The sequence below is a fragment of the Streptomyces sp. R302 genome (assembly GCF_012927245.1).
In the GTDB taxonomy this organism is placed as follows: Bacteria; Actinomycetota; Actinomycetes; order Streptomycetales; family Streptomycetaceae; genus Streptomyces.
Genome location: NZ_JABBGE010000002.1, coordinates 76,026 through 91,715 on the forward strand (window position 1 = coordinate 76,026; position 15,690 = coordinate 91,715).

The window sequence follows — 15,690 nt, forward strand, 5'->3', positions numbered from 1 at the left end:
CCCGACGCATCCGATCAGTGTCGCTGTGCTCACATGAGCCCCGCCTTTTGGCGGGGCTCGTTCTTTATGCCCGTTTTATCTGAGGCATGCACCACGGGAAGCCGTCCCGTCCCACTGTTTGGAAGGGACCCCCTTCACGTGCTGCAATTCATGAACTCCCGAGTAGTACGGCCCTGAATGAAACACCGGCACGACGTAGGTGCCGACGCGGAGAGGTTGTTGGTCGAGTGAGGCGAAGCATGGATGGCTCCGCGGAGCAGGAGGCGCGGGGCAACTTCACCCCGCCGTCGCGCAGCGCGCTGTCGCCCGCGGACGTACCGGTGACTCCCGCGCCCGCGCCCGCCCCCGAGGGCAGCTCCAGCAAGCTGTCCCCGCGCAACTGGCGGGTGCCCACCCGGCTGAACGCCATCCTCCTCATACCCGTGCTCGTCGGCCTCGTCATGGGCGGCTTCCAGGTCAAGGGATCGATCGACACCTGGCAGGAGGCGCAGGACGCCGAGAAGACGGCGCTCATCGTGCGCGCCGCCTCGCAGTACTCCAACGCCCTCCTCAACGAGCGCGACCTGACGGCCGTCCCGCTGCTCTCCGGCAAGGACCGGGCCTCGGACGAGATCACCCGGGCGCACGCGGCCACCGACGCGGCCCGCGCCGACTTCGACAAGGCCGTCGAGAACATGCCCTCGGGCCAGGGCCTGGAGCGCCGCCTGCAGGCGTTCAAGAACGAGGAGCCCAAGCTCGCGGCCCTCCGCAAGGCCGCCTACACGGCCGCGCTCGACCCGGTGAACACCCAGCTCGGCTACACCGGCGTGCAGCACTACCTCATGGAGTTCTCCAACGAGCTCGGCCTGGGCACCGGCAACATCACCAGCTACGGCCGGACCGTCTACGCGATCCAGCTGGCCAAGGCCGCCGGCTCGCTCCAGCGCTCCATCGGCACCCAGCTGCTCGTCCGGCCCAGCGCCAAGGACGCCGTCTTCGCCCAGCAGTCGGTCGCCTTCAACTCGTACAACTACCTGGAGCAGATCGCCCTCGGCGAGTACAACTCCGGTGGCACGGCCGAGGACGTCGAGCGCCTGAAGAAGGTCATGGCGGGCAAGGCCGCCGAGGGCGAGCGGAGGATGCAGGCCGCCGACATCACCCTGCCCAAGGGCAAGGACGGCTCGGTCTACTCCGGCGTCGCCACCGCGATCGGCTCCGCCGAGGACGCGGACGCGATCAAGGCCCTGGCGGCCAAGAAGATCAACGCCGAGACCTGGATGGCGATCGCCACCGCCAAGTTCGACGGCTACAGCGAGGTCGAGAAGACCCTCGTCGACAAGGCCGTGGCCGAGGCCACCGCGATCTCCGACGAGGCCAAGACCGACGCCTGGGTCATGGGCGCCAGCGTCGTCGTCGCCCTGCTCGCCGCCTTCATCCTCGCCGGGATGATGGCCCGCCAGATGAGCCGCTCGATGCGCGAGCTGCGCACGGCCGCCTTCGGCATCGCCGAGCAGCGCCTGCCGATGCTCGTCGACCAGCTCTCCCGTACCGAGCCCGGCCGGGTCGACACCCGGGTGCAGCCCATCCCGATCGACTCCCAGGACGAGATCGGCGAGGTCGCCCGCGCCTTCGACCAGGTCCACCGCGAGGCCGTGCGGCTCGCCGCCGAGCAGGCCATGCTCCGCGGCAACGTCAACGCGATCTTCACCAACCTGTCGCGCCGCAACCAGTCGCTGATCGAGGGCCAGCTGACCCTCATCACCGACCTGGAGAACAACGAGGCCGACCCGGACCAGCTGGAGAACCTCTTCAAGCTGGACCACCTCGCGACCCGTATGCGCCGCAACGGCGAGAACCTCCTGGTCCTCGCCGGCGAGGAGCCGGGCCGCCGCTGGGACCAGCCGGTCCCCCTCGTCGACGTGCTCCGCGCCGCCTCCTCCGAGGTGGAGCAGTACGAGCGCATCGAGATCGCCGGCGTGCCGGAGGCCGAGATCCACGGCCAGGCCGTGACCGACCTCGTGCACCTGCTCGCCGAGCTCCTGGAGAACGCCACCACGTTCTCCTCCCCGCAGACCAAGGTCCGTGTGACCGCGACCCGTCTCCCCGACGGCCGCGTGATGGTCGAGATCCACGACAAGGGCATCGGCCTCACCGCCGAGGACTTCGCGGACATCAACCACAAGCTGGCGAACCCGCCCACCGTGGACGCCGCCGTCTCCCAGCGCATGGGCCTCTTCGTGGTCGGCCGGCTCTCCGACCGGCACGGCATCCGCGTCCAGCTCCGCCCCTCGGGCGAGCAGGCCGGCACCACCTCGCTGGTCATGCTGCCGGACGCGATCACCCACGGTGGCGGTGGCGAGCAGCCGGTCCAGGACGACTTCACGGTCTCCCAGATCATCCCGCACCAGCAGCAGGGCGGCTTCGAGCCCCAGGCGGCTCCGATGCGCACCGCGGCCGAGCTCGGCTTCGACGACTCGCGCTACGAGCAGCAGGGCGAGGGCCAGCAGCTGGACCCGGTCAACCGCTCGCTGATGCGCGAGGAGCGCCGCGCGGCCCTGGAGGCCCAGGTGCACGGCGCCGACTCCGCGCCGTACGAGGAGCCCGAGCAGGGCCAGGCGTACGGCTCCGAGTACGGCCAGGAGCAGGGCTACGGCCAGGAGTACGCCCAGGGCTACGAGCAGGGCCAGGGGTACGCCCCCGAGTACGGCCAGGAGCAGCAGGAGTACCAGCAGCAGCCGCAGGACGGCTACGGCTATGCCCCGCAGCAGGGGTACGAGGAGTACGCCCCGCAGGCCGAGGCGTACCCGCAGCAGACGTATGCGGAAGCGGCGTACGGCTCCCAGGAGCCGGCCCAGGGCGGCTACGAGCAGGCGTTCGAACCCCAGTCCCACCAGGGCGAGTGGTCGGAGCAGAGCTCCTACCAGGGCGCTTTCGACCAGGGTTACCGTCCGGAATCGGAATCTTCGCAGCGCGCTCCCGAACAGGGCGCCGAGCGCGTAGGCTTCGACCGTCCGGCCCCGGCTCCCAGTCCCGCTCCGGACACCGGCCACGGACTGACCGACGCCGGTCTGCCGCGCCGCGGCGGCGTCGCCCCGCAGGCGTCCCAGGCGCAGCGGCCCGTGCCGCCGGCCGAGCCCGAGCGGCCGGTGGGGCAGGACGAGCAGAACCAGAACAATGCCTCCGACGAATGGCGCTCGGCCAATGACGAGCGCTGGGAGCAGGCCAAGAAGCTCCGCGAGCCGAAGGCGGGCGGGGTCACCTCCTCCGGCCTCCCCCGGCGCGTCCCCAAGGCCAACCTGGTCGAGGGCACGGCGGAGCAGACGCCGCAGGGCGGCCCCCAGGTCTCCCGGGCACCCGAGGACGTGCGGGGCAGGTTGAGCAACCTGCGCCGCGGGGTCCAGCAGGGCCGCACCGCGGGATCGGACACGAACGGATCGGGCTTCGGCCCGGGCAGTACCTACGACCAGGAGCGTTAGTGTGAGCGCGATGAGCCAGGCGGCGCAGAATCTGAACTGGTTGATCACCAACTTCGTGGACAACACCCCCGGGGTGTCCCACACGGTGGTGGTCTCCGCCGACGGACTCCTGCTGGCCATGTCCGAGGGGTTCCCCCGGGACCGGGCCGACCAGCTGGCGGCGGTGGCCTCCGGGCTGACCTCGCTGACGGCGGGCGCGTCCCGGATCTTCGAGGGCGGCGCGGTCAACCAGACCGTGGTGGAGATGGAGCGCGGCTTCCTCTTCATCATGTCGGTCTCGGACGGTTCCTCGCTGGCCGTCCTCGCCCACCCCGAGTCGGACATCGGTCTCGTGGGCTACGAGATGGCCCTCCTCGTGGACCGGGCGGGCTCCGTCCTCACCCCGGACCTGCGGGCGGAGCTCCAGGGAAGTCTTCTCAACTAACAGACAGACAGTGCGTTTCACGTCACCGCACCGTTAGGGTGCGGTGACGCGGCTCCAAGGGACATGGACCGCGAAGCAGTCGGAGGAGGAGACGTGGGAACACCCCCGGGGGCGAACCCCTATAACGGTTTCGACGCGCATCAGGCGCCGCCCGGCGACACCGCGCAGAACCGGTACAACTTCCCTTCCGCACCCAGCAGACAGGGTGTCCCCCAGTCCTACGGGCAGCCGCAGGCGCAGCCGGTACCCCCGCGTGCGGCGGGCTCCTCTTCCGCCGGCGGGCACAACCCGCTCGTGCGGCCGTACGCGATGACGGGCGGCCGGACCCGTCCGCGCTACCAGCTCGCCATCGAGGCGCTGGTCAGCACCACCGCCGATCCGGCCAGGCTGCAGGGGCAGTTGCCCGAGCACCAGCGGATCTGCCGGCTGTGCTTCGAGATCAAGTCGGTCGCGGAGATCTCGGCCCTTCTCTCCATTCCCCTCGGCGTTGCCCGGATCCTCGTCGCCGACCTGGCCGAGGCCGGACTTGTCGCCATTCACCAGCCCGGCGGCGACGAGGCCGCCGGCGGTCAGCCAGACGTGACACTGCTCGAAAGGGTGCTCAGTGGACTTCGCAAGCTCTAGCGGCGGCGCGGCCCGTTCAACCACCAGCGCGAAGATCGTGGTGGCGGGTGGCTTCGGCGTGGGCAAGACCACGTTCGTGGGTGCCGTCTCGGAGATCAACCCGCTGCGTACCGAGGCCGTCATGACGTCCGCGTCCGCGGGCATCGACGACCTCACCCACACCGGCGACAAGACGACGACGACTGTCGCCATGGACTTCGGCCGCATCACGCTGGACCAGGACCTGATCCTGTACCTCTTCGGTACGCCCGGTCAGGACCGCTTCTGGTTCATGTGGGACGACCTGGTCCGCGGCGCCATCGGCGCCGTCGTGCTCGTCGACACCCGCCGCCTCGCCGACTGCTTCCCCGCGGTCGACTACTTCGAGAACAGCGGCCTGCCGTTCGTCATCGCCCTCAACGGCTTCGACGGCAACCAGCCGTACCAGCCCGAGGAAGTCCGCGAGGCCCTCCAGATCGGCCCGGACACCCCGATCATCACCACCGACGCCCGCCACCGCGCGGACGCCAAGAGCGCGCTCATCACCCTCGTCGAGCACGCCCTCATGGCCCGGCTGCGGTAACCGTCCCGACGGTCGTCGGCGCAACGCCACGCGAAAGGGCCCCCGCTCCTCGAAGGAGCGGGGGCCCTTTGCCGTGCGTCCGGGGCGTCGGCGCCAGGGGCGTCAGCGCCAGCTGTGCGGGGCGCGGAAGCCGCCCTCGCGCTCCAGGCGGCGCCAGCCGGCGGAGGTGCGGCCGTGGCCGGCGGTGGCCGGCTCGGGCTGCGAGGCGGCGCGGGCGAGCAGGACCGCGGTGATGGCGGCGAGCTCCTCGGGGTCGGCGTGGCCCTTCTCGACTCGGAGAAGGTTGGCCGTGGCAGGCGTGGTCACTTCTGTGGACTCCTTGTGGCCGGGGCGGTCTTACTGGGGCGGGTTGCCGTGCTTGCGGGAGGGCAGGTCGGCGTGCTTGGTGCGGAGCATGGCGAGGGACCGGATGAGCACCTGGCGGGTGTCGGAGGGGTCGATGACGTCGTCGACCAGGCCGCGCTCCGCCGCGTAGTACGGGTGCATCAGCTCGGCCTTGTACTCCTTGACCATGCGGGTGCGCATGGCCTCGGGGTCCTCGGCCTCGGCGATCTGCTTGCGGAAGATCACGTTGGCGGCGCCCTCGGCGCCCATGACCGCGATTTCGTTGGTGGGCCAGGCGTACGTCAGGTCGGCGCCGATCGACTGGGAGTCCATGACGATGTACGCGCCGCCGTACGCCTTGCGCAGGATCAGCGAGATCCGGGGCACGGTCGCGTTGCAGTAGGCGTAGAGCAGCTTCGCGCCGTGCCGGATGATTCCACCGTGCTCCTGGTCGACGCCGGGCAGGAAGCCGGGTACGTCCAGAAGGGTGATGATCGGGATGTTGAACGCATCGCACATCTGCACGAAGCGGGCGGCCTTCTCCGAGGCCTCGATGTCCAGGACACCGGCCAGGGACTGCGGCTGGTTGGCGACGATGCCGACGACCTGGCCGTCGAGGCGGGCCATCGCGCAGATGATGTTGCGGGCCCAGCGCTCGTGGATCTCCAGGAAGTCGCCGTCGTCGACGAGCTCCTCGATGACCTTGTGCATGTCGTACGGGCGGTTGCCGTCGGCGGGCACCAGGTCGAGCAGGACGTCGGAGCGGCGGTCGGCCGGGTCCTCGGAGGCGACGGTCGGAGGGTTCTCGCGGTTGTTCTGCGGGAGCATCGACAGGAGGTAGCGGACCTCCGCGATGCAGGTCTCCTCGTCGTCGTACGCGAAGTGCGCGACGCCGGAGGTCTCGGCGTGGACGTCGGCGCCGCCGAGGCCGTTCTGGCTGATCTCCTCGCCGGTGACCGCCTTGACGACGTCCGGGCCGGTGATGAACATCTGCGAGGTCTCGCGGACCATGAACACGAAGTCGGTGAGGGCGGGGCTGTAGGCGGCGCCGCCGGCGCACGGGCCGAGCATCACCGAGATCTGCGGGATGACGCCGGAGGCCTTGGTGTTGCGCTGGAAGATGCCGCCGTAGCCGGCGAGGGCGGAGACGCCCTCCTGGATGCGGGCGCCGGCGCCGTCGTTCAGGGAGACCAGCGGCGCGCCGGCCGCGATGGCCATGTCCATGATCTTGTGGATCTTCGTGGCGTGGGCCTCGCCGAGGGCGCCGCCGAAGATGCGGAAGTCGTGGGCGTAGACGAAGACCGTGCGGCCCTCGACCGTGCCCCAGCCGGTGATGACGCCGTCGGTGTACGGCTTCTTCGCCTCCAGGCCGAAGCCCTGCGCGCGGTGCCGGCGCAGCTGCTCGACCTCGTTGAAGGACCCCGCGTCCAGGAGCAGCTCGATGCGCTCGCGCGCCGTCAGCTTGCCCTTGGCGTGCTGGGCCGCGGTCGCGCGCTCGCCGGGGCCGGCCAGCGCCTGCTCGCGCAGGACGTGCAGTTCGGCGACGCGGCCTCGTGCGTCGGTGGGCTCGCTCGGGATCTCGTCGACAAGGGTCATGTACCGACCCTACGAACTCGACCAAGGAAACTCCGCCGTCGACTCCGTACAGTCTCGCGTGTCGATTCCTGGCGGGGACGGACAGAACCGTGGGGCCACCGGAGCGAGTCCACAGCCCGGAGGCCCCTCCGCTTGTGGGGAGTGCACAAAAGCAGAGCGCGGGCCTCCGGGTTGCCGGGGCCCGCGCCCGGTGGCGGTGCGCGGTTCAGCAGCCGCCGCAGTTGTAGAAGATCACGTCCCAGTGGTTGCCCTCGTCGGCGTAGACGTTGCCGGCGCCGGAGCGCCACTGCGGGGCGCCGTCGCCGCGGAGGCCGATGTAGGTGAACGTGTTCTTGATGTAGTTCCCGACGCACGTGTACTTGCTGAAGTCCAGCTTGTAGCCGTTCCAGTGCGAGTAGGTGCCGCCCGCGTGGCCGGTCTCGGTGCCGCCGGTGATGTTGAGGGCGCAGCCGCTGGCGCTCTTGAGGGTCTGGGCGCCCTGGGCGGTGGCGAGGTTGAGCTGCTCGAACGAGGTGCAGGTGGGGTTGTACCGGTCGGAGCAGCCGCCGGAGGACGACCAGGTGATGCCCGAGTTGCGGAACATCGAGGTCGCGGTGGCGTGGCTGATCTTGGTGACGGCGTGGGCCTCGCCGCCGGTGGTGAGGGCGCCGAAGCCGGGGGCGAAGAGGGCGCCGAGGACGAGCGCCAGGGCGGTGAGGACGGAGCGGAGCTTCACGGGGGATGCCTCCTGCTGGTGACCGTGACGAACGCGGACGGCTGTGCAGGTGGTGCTCTGCGCGCACGGGGATGATGCCGCAGCTCTACGCGCGTCCGCCAGAGGGCGTCGGGGTCCGGCGCTGGGCCGTCCGGGGGAACGCCCGCAAGAGATGTTGAAAGTTGAACGGAATGGCGTTACAGTCGTTCTCGTTGAAGGTTCAACAACCCCCCACCAAGGAGCACGTCATGGGCATCTTCGGCCGCAAGAACACCTCGACCGCCGTCGACACCACCCCCCGCCCCGTGGACCCGGCCCTCGCCGCCCTGACCGGCGACTACACCATCGACGCCGCCCACAGCAGCATCGGCTTCACCGTCCGCCACGCCATGGTGACCAACGTGCGCGGCTCCTTCGGCGAGCACGAGGGCTCCCTGAAGCTGAACGGCAGCGACCCGTCCGCCTCCAGCGCCGCCATCGACGTCAGGATCGCCTCCATCGACACCGGCATCGGCGACCGCGACAACCACCTGCGCGGCGGCGACTTCTTCGACGCCGAGCAGTTCCCGCTCATGACCTTCCGCTCCACCGAGGCGGCCCACCTGGGCGGCGACACGTACCGGATCACCGGCGACCTGACCATCAAGGACGTCACCAAGCCGCTCTCCATCGACCTGGAGTTCAACGGCACCGCCACCGACCCGTACGGCAACGAGCGCGTCGGCTTCGAGGGCTCCGCCGAGATCCTCCGCTCCGCGTGGGGCCTGACCTGGAACGCGGCCCTGGAGACCGGCGGCGTCATGGTCAGCGACAAGGTCAAGCTGAACTTCGACATCTCCGCGATCAAGAACGCCGCCTGACCCTCCTCCCTCCTCCCCTCCCCCGGGACCCGTGCGACACGAGCGCGCCCGCCCTCCGCGACGATGCGGACGGCGGGCGCTCGGCGTCTCCCGGGTCAGTCCCGCGCGCGGGCCGCCTCGACGACGGCCTCGATCAGGCGGGCGTTCTCCGGCGCGCCGGGCCCGGCCATGAAGCCGAAGCGGCGGCGGGCGTAGCTGTAGGCGAGGCCCGTCGTGGCGTCGGCGAAGGACTGGGTGCCGGGGGCGCCGCTGTGCCCGACGGCGAGCGGGCCGAGGGAGGGGTAGACGGTGGCGAGCGGGACCAGGCCGAGCCCGAAGGCGTTCTCGTGGCCGGTGACCAGGTCGGTGCCCTCGGAGTGGATCCGGGCGAACTCCGCCAGCGTCCCGGCGGTCAGCACCGGGGGCCGGCCGTCGAGCGGGCCGGCGACCGCCGCGTACAGCCGGGAGAGGCCGCGCGCGGTGCCGATGCCGCCGCCGGAGAGCGGCGAGGCGGCGTGCACGGCGCGGGAGTTGCCGTACTCCACGAGGTCGATCGGGGGTTCGGAGTCCAGGCCGAAGGCGACGGCCATGCGGCTGCCGGGGGCGACCGGGTTCGCCGCCAGGAAGGCCCGCTGCACCGGGGTGGGCACCAGCGGCAGGGCGGGGGCGAAGCGGGCTTCGAGCTCCTCGGGGAGGCCGAGATGGTAGTCGATGCCGTACGGCGCGCGCAGCCGCTCCTCGTAGTGCTCCTGGACCGTACGGCCGGTGGCCCGCAGCACCACCTCGCCGACCAGGGCGCCGAAGGTGAGGCCGTGGTAGCCGTGGCCGGAGTCCGGCTCCCAGGAGGGGCGGTGGGCGGCGAGCCGGGCGGCGACCACCCGGTCGTCGGCCAGCTCGGCGAGGGTGAACCCGCCGTCGACCCCGATCGACCCCGACCGGTGCGCGAGGAGGGCGCGCAGGGTGGTCCCGCCCTTGCCCTCGGCCGCGTACTCCGGCCACCAGGAGGCCACCGTCCGGTCGAGGTCGAGCGCGCCCTCCTGCACGAGGAGGGCGACGACCACGGAGGTGACGCCCTTGGCGGAGGAGTACAGGGCGAGCAGGGAGTCGCCGTCGACGCCGTCGCCGCCCCACAGATCCACGACAAGCCGGCCCCGGTGGTGGACGGCGAGCTGCGCGCCGCCGTCCCGCGCCTCGTCCGCCGCGACCCCGGCGAACACCTCCCGTACCGGCTCGAAGCCCGGCTCCACCGTGCCGTGGACCTCGCCCATCGCGCTCCCCCTTCGTTCGTGATCATGCACTGACCCCCGGAACGAACGGGGACGCCGTCGCATTCCCCGCGACCGGACGGCTCCTTCGGCCGCTCCCAGGGGCGTTGTCAGTGGTGGTCGTTAGCGTCGGACGCATGGAAATCCGTATCGACAGCGCCGTGTTGACCGATGCCGTCGCGTGGGCCGCGCGCGTGCTGCCCGCCCGCTCCCCGATGCCCGTGCTCGGCGGACTCCTCCTGGAGGCCGGCGAGGACGGCACGTTGAGCGTCTCCGGACTCGACCACGAGGCCTCCGCGCGCGTGGCGGTCGAGGCCGAGACCGTGGTGGCGGGGCGTGCCCTGGTGCTCGGCCGGCGGCTGCTCGACATCTGCAAGGTGCTGCCGCCGGGGCGGATCGCGGTCGCCGTGGAGGAGGCCCGGCTCTCGGTCGGCGCGGGCGACGTCCGCTTCGGCCTCTCGCTGCTGCCGCTCGACTCCTATCCGGCCGCCCCGGAGCTGCCGCCGGTCCTCGGCGAGGTCGACGGCGGCGCCTTCGCCGAGGCGGTCGGCCAGGTCACGGCGGCGGCCGGCCGGGACGACTCGCTGCCGGTCCTCACCGGGATACGGCTCGCCCTGGACGGGTCCGTGATGACGCTGGCCGCCACGGACCGCTACCGGTACGCGGTCCGCACCCTGGAGTGGCACCCGGACGCCTCGTTCGCGGACCCCGCCGACGTGGTCGTCCCGGCCCGCCGCCTCGCCGAGACCGCCCGCTCCTTCGCGGGCGCGGGACGGGCCGGGATCGGGCTCGACGCGCACTCCATCGGCTTCGAGCACGCCGGCCGGCGCACCACCGCCCGGCTGTTCGACGGCCGGCTCCCCCGCCACGACAAGCTCTTCGCCCTCGGTGACCACGCCGTCGCGGTCACCGGCAGGGCCGCCCTGGTGGAGGCCGTGAAGCGGGTCGCGGTGGTCGCGGAGGGCGACAGCCCGGTCCAGCTCGCCTTCGAGGGGACGACGCTCCTGCTGCGCGCGGGGTACGAGGACGACATCGCCTCCCAGACGCTCCCGGCGGTCCTCGACGGCGCCGGGGCGATGACGGTCGCCTTCAACCCCGGGTATCTGCTCGACGCCCTGACCCGCTTCACCGCCGAGGAGGTACGGCTCCTCCTGCTCGGCCCCGGCCAGCGCGCCCTCCTCGCCGACGGCGCCGACGGCGGCCACCGGCATCTGCTGATGTCGGTGAAGCCGCTGGTCTGACGGCCGGGCGGCGCGGAACCGAACCTGCCCTCAGAAGCCGCCACCGCCGAAGTCGCCACCGCCCCCGAAGTCGCCGAAGCCTCCGCCGCCGCCTCCGTAGTCCCCGCCGCCGAAGTCGCTGCCGCCGAAGTCCCCGGAGGAGATGTCGCCGCCGAAGTCGCCGCCGCCGTACTCCGCCGCGTACGCGGGGGTGGAGAGGGCGGAGCCGAGCAGGGTGCCCATGAGGAGGCCGGGGAGGAGGCCGCCGCCGAAGTAGCCGCCCGCCCAGGGGCCGTAGGCCGGGCCTGCCTCCCAGTAGGGGCGGCGGCCGGCGTCGGTCTCGACGGTGCGGGCGAGGGGGTCCCGGCCGTCGTCCAGGCGGGCCGCGTCGGCGGCGCAGACCGGGACCTCGCGGGAGGTCCCGCCGGCCGGGGTCCAGGTGCGGTCCTCGGTGGACGGGCCGTGGCGCGGGTCGAAGAAGCACGGGGGCCGGCGCTCGGGCAGCGGGCGCTTGGCCCGGCGGGCGTCGAGCACGGCCAGGGAGTAGCGCCCGTCCTCCAGGACCTCGGTGACGCCGCGGACCTCGTGCGGGTGCTCCACCGCGCCCATCCGCGTCTTCGCCCGGTCGTAGGAGTCCAGGGCCTGTTCGTAGTCGGCGCGCATCGCCTCGTCGGCGCCCGCCTCGGCGGGGTGGAAGTCGAGCCGTTCCAGCTCCTCGCCGAAGGCGGTGATGTCCTCGTCGACGACGACCCGGAGCCGGTCCAGGGCGGCCCGCTCCTCGGCCTCCTTGCGCTTGCGCCGGCCGCGGACCACGGCATAGGCGGCGGTGCCGCCGGCGGCGGCGACCGCGCCCAGGGTGACGAGGCCGGCGACCGGGACGCCGGAGTCCTCCGCGGCGCCGCCGGGCCAGGCGGCGGGCGCCGAGCCGCGCATCGCGGGCAGGGCCTGGTCGGCGAAGGCGTTCAGTTCGGCGGCGGCGTCGGCGCCGGGCCGGTCGGCGACGGTGACCATGTTGTTCACGGCGGCGGCCGACAGGACGCGGGTGTCGGCCTTGGCGGCGAAGTCGTCACCGAGCCGGACGGCGTACACGCCGGCGAGGCCGGTCTGCTCGCGGAGGTTCTCGATGAGCCCGTTCGGCGGGTACTCCGCGCTCTCCGGGAGAACGGCGACGAAGAGCGGTTTGTCCGCGTCCTCGATCTTCTCCGCGAGGGCGGCCGCGTCGGCCGTCGAGAGCTGTCCCGCCGCGCCCGGGTCGACGTAGACCGGGCCCTGTCTGAGGGCGGCGGCCGCGTCCGGGACGCCCGCGGCCCTGACACCCGCCGACGCGGGGGCCAGGGCCAGGAGCAGCAGGAGGATCAGCCCGGCGAGGGCCGACCCCACGGAAATCGCCCTGGTCCTCATGGTTCGAAATTACCCGAATGGGTGCGAACTAGACATGCCGATCGAACATTGGGGCGGAAATCGGCTACTCGGCGGGGTCGACCCCGGCGCGGAGGAGCCCGTAGGTGAAGGCGTCCTCGATGGCCTGCCAGGAGGCGGCGATGACGTTCTCGCCGACGCCGACCGTGGACCACTCGGCGTTGCCGTCGCTGGTGGTGACGAGGACGCGGGTGGTGGACTCGGTGCCGTGCCGGCCTTCGAGGATGCGGACCTTGTAGTCGACCAGCTCGAACTTGGCGAGCTGCGGGTAGATCCGCTCCAGGGCGACCCGCAGGGCGCGGTCGAGGGCGTTGACCGGGCCGTTGCCCTCGGCGGTGGCGAGCATCCGCTCGCCCTTGGCCCAGAGCTTGACGGTGGCCTCGTTGGCGTGGGTGCCGTCGGGGCGGTTCTCGGTGATCGCCCGCCAGGACTCGGTGCGGAAGTAGCGGCGGGCCCGGCCCTCGGCCTCGGAGCGCAGCAGCAGCTCGAAGGAGGCGTCGGCGGCCTCGTACGTGTAGCCCTGGAGCTCGCGCTCCTTGACCCGCTCGACGACCCGGGCGACCAGGGCGCGGTCGCCGCCGAGGTCGACGCCGAGCTCCTTGCCCTTGAGCTCGATGGAGGCGCGGCCCGCCATGTCGGAGACGAGCATCCGCATGGTGTTGCCGACCCGCTCGGGGTCGATGTGCTGGTAGAGGTCGGGGTCGACCTTGATGGCGGAGGCGTGCAGCCCGGCCTTGTGGGCGAAGGCGGAGACGCCGACGTACGGCTGGTGGGTGGAGGGCGTGAGGTTGACGACCTCGGCGATGGCGTGCGAGATGCGGGTCATCTCGGCGAGGGCGCCCGCGGGCAGCACCCGCTTGTCGTACTTGAGCTCCAGGGCCGCGACGACGGGGAAGAGGTTGGCGTTGCCGACCCGCTCGCCGTAGCCGTTGGCGGTGCACTGGACGTGGGTGGCGCCCGCGTCGACGGCGGCGAGGGTGTTGGCGACGGCGCAGCCGGTGTCGTCCTGGGCGTGGATGCCGAGGCGGGCGCCGGTGTCGGCGAGGACGGTGGAGACCACGGCCTGGACCTGGGCGGGGAGCATGCCGCCGTTGGTGTCGCAGAGGATGACGACGTCGGCCCCGGCCTCGTGCGCGGCGGCGACCACGGCCTTGGCGTAGTCCGGGTTGGCCTTGTAGCCGTCGAAGAAGTGCTCGCAGTCGACGAAGACGCGGCGGCCCTGGGCGACCAGGTGGGAGACGGTGTCGCGGACCATCTCCAGGTTCTCGTCGAGGGTGGTGCGCAGGGCCAGCTCGACGTGCCGGTCGTGGGACTTGGCGACCAGGGTGATCACCGGGGCGCCGGAGTCCAGGAGCGCCTTGACCTGCGGGTCCTCGGCGGCGCTGCCGCCGGCCCGGCGGGTGGCGCCGAAGGCGACGAGCTGCGCGTGCCGGAAGTCGATCTCCTGGCGGGCGCGGGCGAAGAACTCGGTGTCGCGCGGGTTGGCGCCGGGCCAGCCGCCCTCGATGAAGCCCACGCCGAACTCGTCGAGGTGCCGGGCGATGGTCAGCTTGTCCGCGACGGTGAGGTTGATGCCCTCGCGCTGCGCCCCGTCGCGCAGCGTGGTGTCGAAGACATGGAAACTGTCGTCGAGGCGCGAGCCCTCGGCGTTCTCCGTGGTCATGGCTCTGATGGCTCCTGTCGGATGTGGCTCCGGAAGGTATGGATCCACTTGCCCCCATTCTCACGCGCTGTCCGTCTCCGGCGCGGGTGGGGCCGGAAAACGAAAAAACCCCTCGCGGGTGCGAGAGGTCTGCGCGCGGGTCTGGGGCACGGTGTCCACTGCCGCGGGGGGTTCGTTCCGCGATTCAGCGGTCACTGCGGACCGGCGCGCTGCTGCCGATAATCATCGTGGAAGCAAGCACGCCGGAAGTCTGCCACAGGGGGGCGTCTAGCCGGACGCCGGTCTCACGATACGGGCAGCCGGTCCCGCCGCTGCCCCGGCACGGACGTGCCGACCCGGCCGAGGTCGATGTCGCGGGTCTCCCGCATGGTGAGGTACACGATCAGCGAGACGGCCGCGCAGCCGGCGACGTACCAGTAGTAGCCGGACTCGATGCCGGAGTCCTTGAACCAGAGGGCCACGTACTCGGCGGTGCCGCCGAAGAGGGCGTTGGCGATGGCGTACGGCAGGGCGACGCCGAGGGCGCGGATGCCGGTCGGGAAGAGCTCGGCCTTCACGCAGGCGTTGATCGAGGTGTAGCCGGTGATGACGAGCAGGGCGAGCAGCGAGAGGCCGAGGGCCGGCCAGAAGGAGCCCGCGTGCTTGAGCATCGTCATGATCGGCACGGTGAGGAGCGTCGAGCCGACCGCGAAGGTGATGAGCAGCGGGCGGCGGCCGATCCGGTCGGAGAGGCGGCCGGCGAGCGGCTGGAGGCAGGCGAAGACGATCAGGGCGCAGAAGGAGACCAGGGTGGCGGTCTGCTTGGAGAGGCCGGCGGAGTTGGAGAGGTACTTGGTGAGGTAGGTGGTGTACGTGTAGTACGCCACCGTGCCGCCCATGGTGAGCGCGATGACGAGGAAGGCCTCGCGCCGGTGCGCCCACAGGGCCTTGAGGGTGCCCTTCCGGCCGTGCCCGACGCCGTCGTCGGCGGTCTCCTCGTACACCTCGGTCTCCAGCATGTTCCGCCGCAGGTAGAAGACGACGGCGGCGCCGAGGGCGCCCACGATGAAGGGGATGCGCCAGCCCCAGCTGTGCAGGGCATCGGTGGACATGGTCCGCTGGAGGACGATCTGGAGGCCGAGGCCGAGGATCTGGCCGGCGGTCATGGAGACGTACTGGAAGCTGGAGGCGAAGCCCCGGTGCTCGGGGGCGGAGGCCTCGGTGAGGTAGGTGGCGCTGGCCGCGTACTCGCCGCCGACGGAGAGTCCCTGGAGGAGGCGGGCGACGAGGAGGACGGCGGCGCCGCCGTAGCCGGCGACCGCGTAGGTGGGGGCGACGGCGATGAGCAGCGCCGAGGCGGACATGAGGGTGACGGTGAGGGTGAGCGCCGCCTTGCGGCCCTTGCGGTCGCCGACCCGGCCGAGGAGCCAGCCGCCGACGGGCCGCATGAAGAAGCCGACGGCGAAGATGCCGGCGGTGTTCATGAGTTTGGCCGTGTCGTTCCCCTCGGGGAAGAAGGCCCCCGCGAAGTAGGTCGCGAAGCTCGCGTACACGAACCAGTCGAACCACTCGACCATGTTCCCCGCCGAGCCGACCCAGATCTTCTTCCAGTGATCTCTTCCCATG

At 71.8% G+C, this 15,690-nt stretch carries 13 protein-coding genes; 6 read left to right on the forward strand and 7 right to left on the reverse strand.

Annotation, left to right across the window (positions count from 1 at the left end; genetic code table 11):
* Positions 1-227: 227 nt before the first annotated feature.
* The 4 genes from HHL19_RS06330 to HHL19_RS06345 all read left to right on the forward strand — a co-directional run bounded on the left by HHL19_RS06330 (position 228) and on the right by HHL19_RS06345 (position 5,065).
* Positions 228-3,455, forward strand: coding sequence for a nitrate- and nitrite sensing domain-containing protein (locus tag HHL19_RS06330; RefSeq protein WP_169086490.1), 3,228 nt, complete (start codon positions 228-230; stop codon positions 3,453-3,455).
* A gap of 10 nt (positions 3,456-3,465) precedes the next feature.
* Positions 3,466-3,879 carry a roadblock/LC7 domain-containing protein gene (locus tag HHL19_RS06335; RefSeq protein ID WP_030496939.1) on the forward strand — a complete coding sequence of 138 codons (414 nt, stop codon included), beginning with the start codon at positions 3,466-3,468 and terminating at the stop codon, positions 3,877-3,879.
* A 93-nt stretch (positions 3,880-3,972) separates the two neighbouring features.
* On the forward strand, positions 3,973-4,503 hold the full coding sequence (locus tag HHL19_RS06340; protein ID WP_169086492.1) for a DUF742 domain-containing protein: 531 nt from the start codon (positions 3,973-3,975) through the stop codon (positions 4,501-4,503).
* Positions 4,484-5,065 (forward strand): ATP/GTP-binding protein, encoded by a 582-nt coding sequence (locus HHL19_RS06345; RefSeq protein WP_015036414.1) that lies wholly within the window; start codon positions 4,484-4,486, stop codon positions 5,063-5,065. The genes HHL19_RS06340 and HHL19_RS06345 overlap by 20 nt, the downstream gene beginning before the upstream one ends.
* Positions 5,066-5,167: 102 nt before the next feature.
* Here the strand turns inward: HHL19_RS06345 and HHL19_RS06350 are convergent, their stop codons facing one another.
* The 3 genes from HHL19_RS06350 to HHL19_RS06360 form a co-directional block, all read right to left on the reverse strand.
* Positions 5,168-5,371, reverse strand: a complete 204-nt coding sequence (locus tag HHL19_RS06350; protein ID WP_169086494.1) for an acyl-CoA carboxylase subunit epsilon — start codon at positions 5,369-5,371, stop codon at positions 5,168-5,170.
* A 30-nt stretch (positions 5,372-5,401) separates the two neighbouring features.
* The gene (locus HHL19_RS06355) at positions 5,402-6,985 is read right to left on the reverse strand and encodes an acyl-CoA carboxylase subunit beta (protein WP_169086496.1); all 1,584 of its coding nucleotides are present in this window, start codon (positions 6,983-6,985) and stop codon (positions 5,402-5,404) included.
* A gap of 205 nt (positions 6,986-7,190) precedes the next feature.
* Positions 7,191-7,700 carry a hypothetical protein gene (locus HHL19_RS06360; protein WP_169086498.1) on the reverse strand — a complete coding sequence of 170 codons (510 nt, stop codon included), beginning with the start codon at positions 7,698-7,700 and terminating at the stop codon, positions 7,191-7,193.
* Between the two features lie 227 nt (positions 7,701-7,927).
* Between HHL19_RS06360 and HHL19_RS06365 the strand changes: the two genes are divergently transcribed.
* Positions 7,928-8,539, forward strand: coding sequence for a YceI family protein (locus HHL19_RS06365; protein ID WP_169086500.1), 612 nt, complete (start codon positions 7,928-7,930; stop codon positions 8,537-8,539).
* 95 nt (positions 8,540-8,634) lie between these two features.
* Here HHL19_RS06365 and HHL19_RS06370 read toward each other — a convergent pair whose 3' ends face one another.
* A complete protein-coding gene (locus tag HHL19_RS06370) occupies positions 8,635-9,786 on the reverse strand; it encodes a serine hydrolase domain-containing protein (RefSeq protein WP_169086502.1) in 1,152 nt (383 codons plus the stop codon).
* A 134-nt stretch (positions 9,787-9,920) separates the two neighbouring features.
* On the opposite strand from HHL19_RS06370, the gene dnaN reads away from it, so the two are divergent.
* On the forward strand, positions 9,921-11,024 hold the full coding sequence (gene dnaN / locus HHL19_RS06375) for a DNA polymerase III subunit beta (RefSeq protein ID WP_169086504.1): 1,104 nt from the start codon (positions 9,921-9,923) through the stop codon (positions 11,022-11,024).
* A 30-nt stretch (positions 11,025-11,054) separates the two neighbouring features.
* Here dnaN and HHL19_RS06380 read toward each other — a convergent pair whose 3' ends face one another.
* The 3 genes from HHL19_RS06380 to HHL19_RS06395 all read right to left on the reverse strand — a co-directional run bounded on the left by HHL19_RS06380 (position 11,055) and on the right by HHL19_RS06395 (position 15,689).
* Entirely contained in the window at positions 11,055-12,404 is a 1,350-nt protein-coding gene (locus tag HHL19_RS06380) for a hypothetical protein (RefSeq protein ID WP_169086506.1), read from the reverse strand.
* Positions 12,405-12,468: 64 nt separating this feature from the next.
* A complete protein-coding gene (gene cimA, locus HHL19_RS06385) occupies positions 12,469-14,085 on the reverse strand; it encodes a citramalate synthase (protein WP_169086508.1) in 1,617 nt (538 codons plus the stop codon).
* Between the two features lie 284 nt (positions 14,086-14,369).
* Positions 14,370-15,689 (reverse strand): MFS transporter, encoded by a 1,320-nt coding sequence (locus HHL19_RS06395; RefSeq protein ID WP_169086510.1) that lies wholly within the window; start codon positions 15,687-15,689, stop codon positions 14,370-14,372.
* Position 15,690: the final 1 nt, after the last annotated feature.

Excerpts from the sequence above, each read along its gene's own strand:
- HHL19_RS06335 (WP_030496939.1), top strand. The coding sequence starts at position 3,466 with ATGAGCCAGGCGGCGCAGAATCTGAACTGGTTGATCACCAACTTCGTG.
- HHL19_RS06355 (WP_169086496.1), bottom strand. The coding sequence starts at position 6,985 with ATGACCCTTGTCGACGAGATCCCGAGCGAGCCCACCGACGCACGAGGC.
- HHL19_RS06365 (WP_169086500.1), top strand. The coding sequence starts at position 7,928 with ATGGGCATCTTCGGCCGCAAGAACACCTCGACCGCCGTCGACACCACC.
- HHL19_RS06370 (WP_169086502.1), bottom strand. The coding sequence starts at position 9,786 with ATGGGCGAGGTCCACGGCACGGTGGAGCCGGGCTTCGAGCCGGTACGG.
- dnaN (WP_169086504.1), top strand. The coding sequence starts at position 9,921 with ATGGAAATCCGTATCGACAGCGCCGTGTTGACCGATGCCGTCGCGTGG.
- HHL19_RS06380 (WP_169086506.1), bottom strand. The coding sequence starts at position 12,404 with ATGAGGACCAGGGCGATTTCCGTGGGGTCGGCCCTCGCCGGGCTGATC.
- cimA (WP_169086508.1), bottom strand. The coding sequence starts at position 14,085 with ATGACCACGGAGAACGCCGAGGGCTCGCGCCTCGACGACAGTTTCCAT.
- HHL19_RS06395 (WP_169086510.1), bottom strand. The coding sequence starts at position 15,689 with ATGGGAAGAGATCACTGGAAGAAGATCTGGGTCGGCTCGGCGGGGAAC.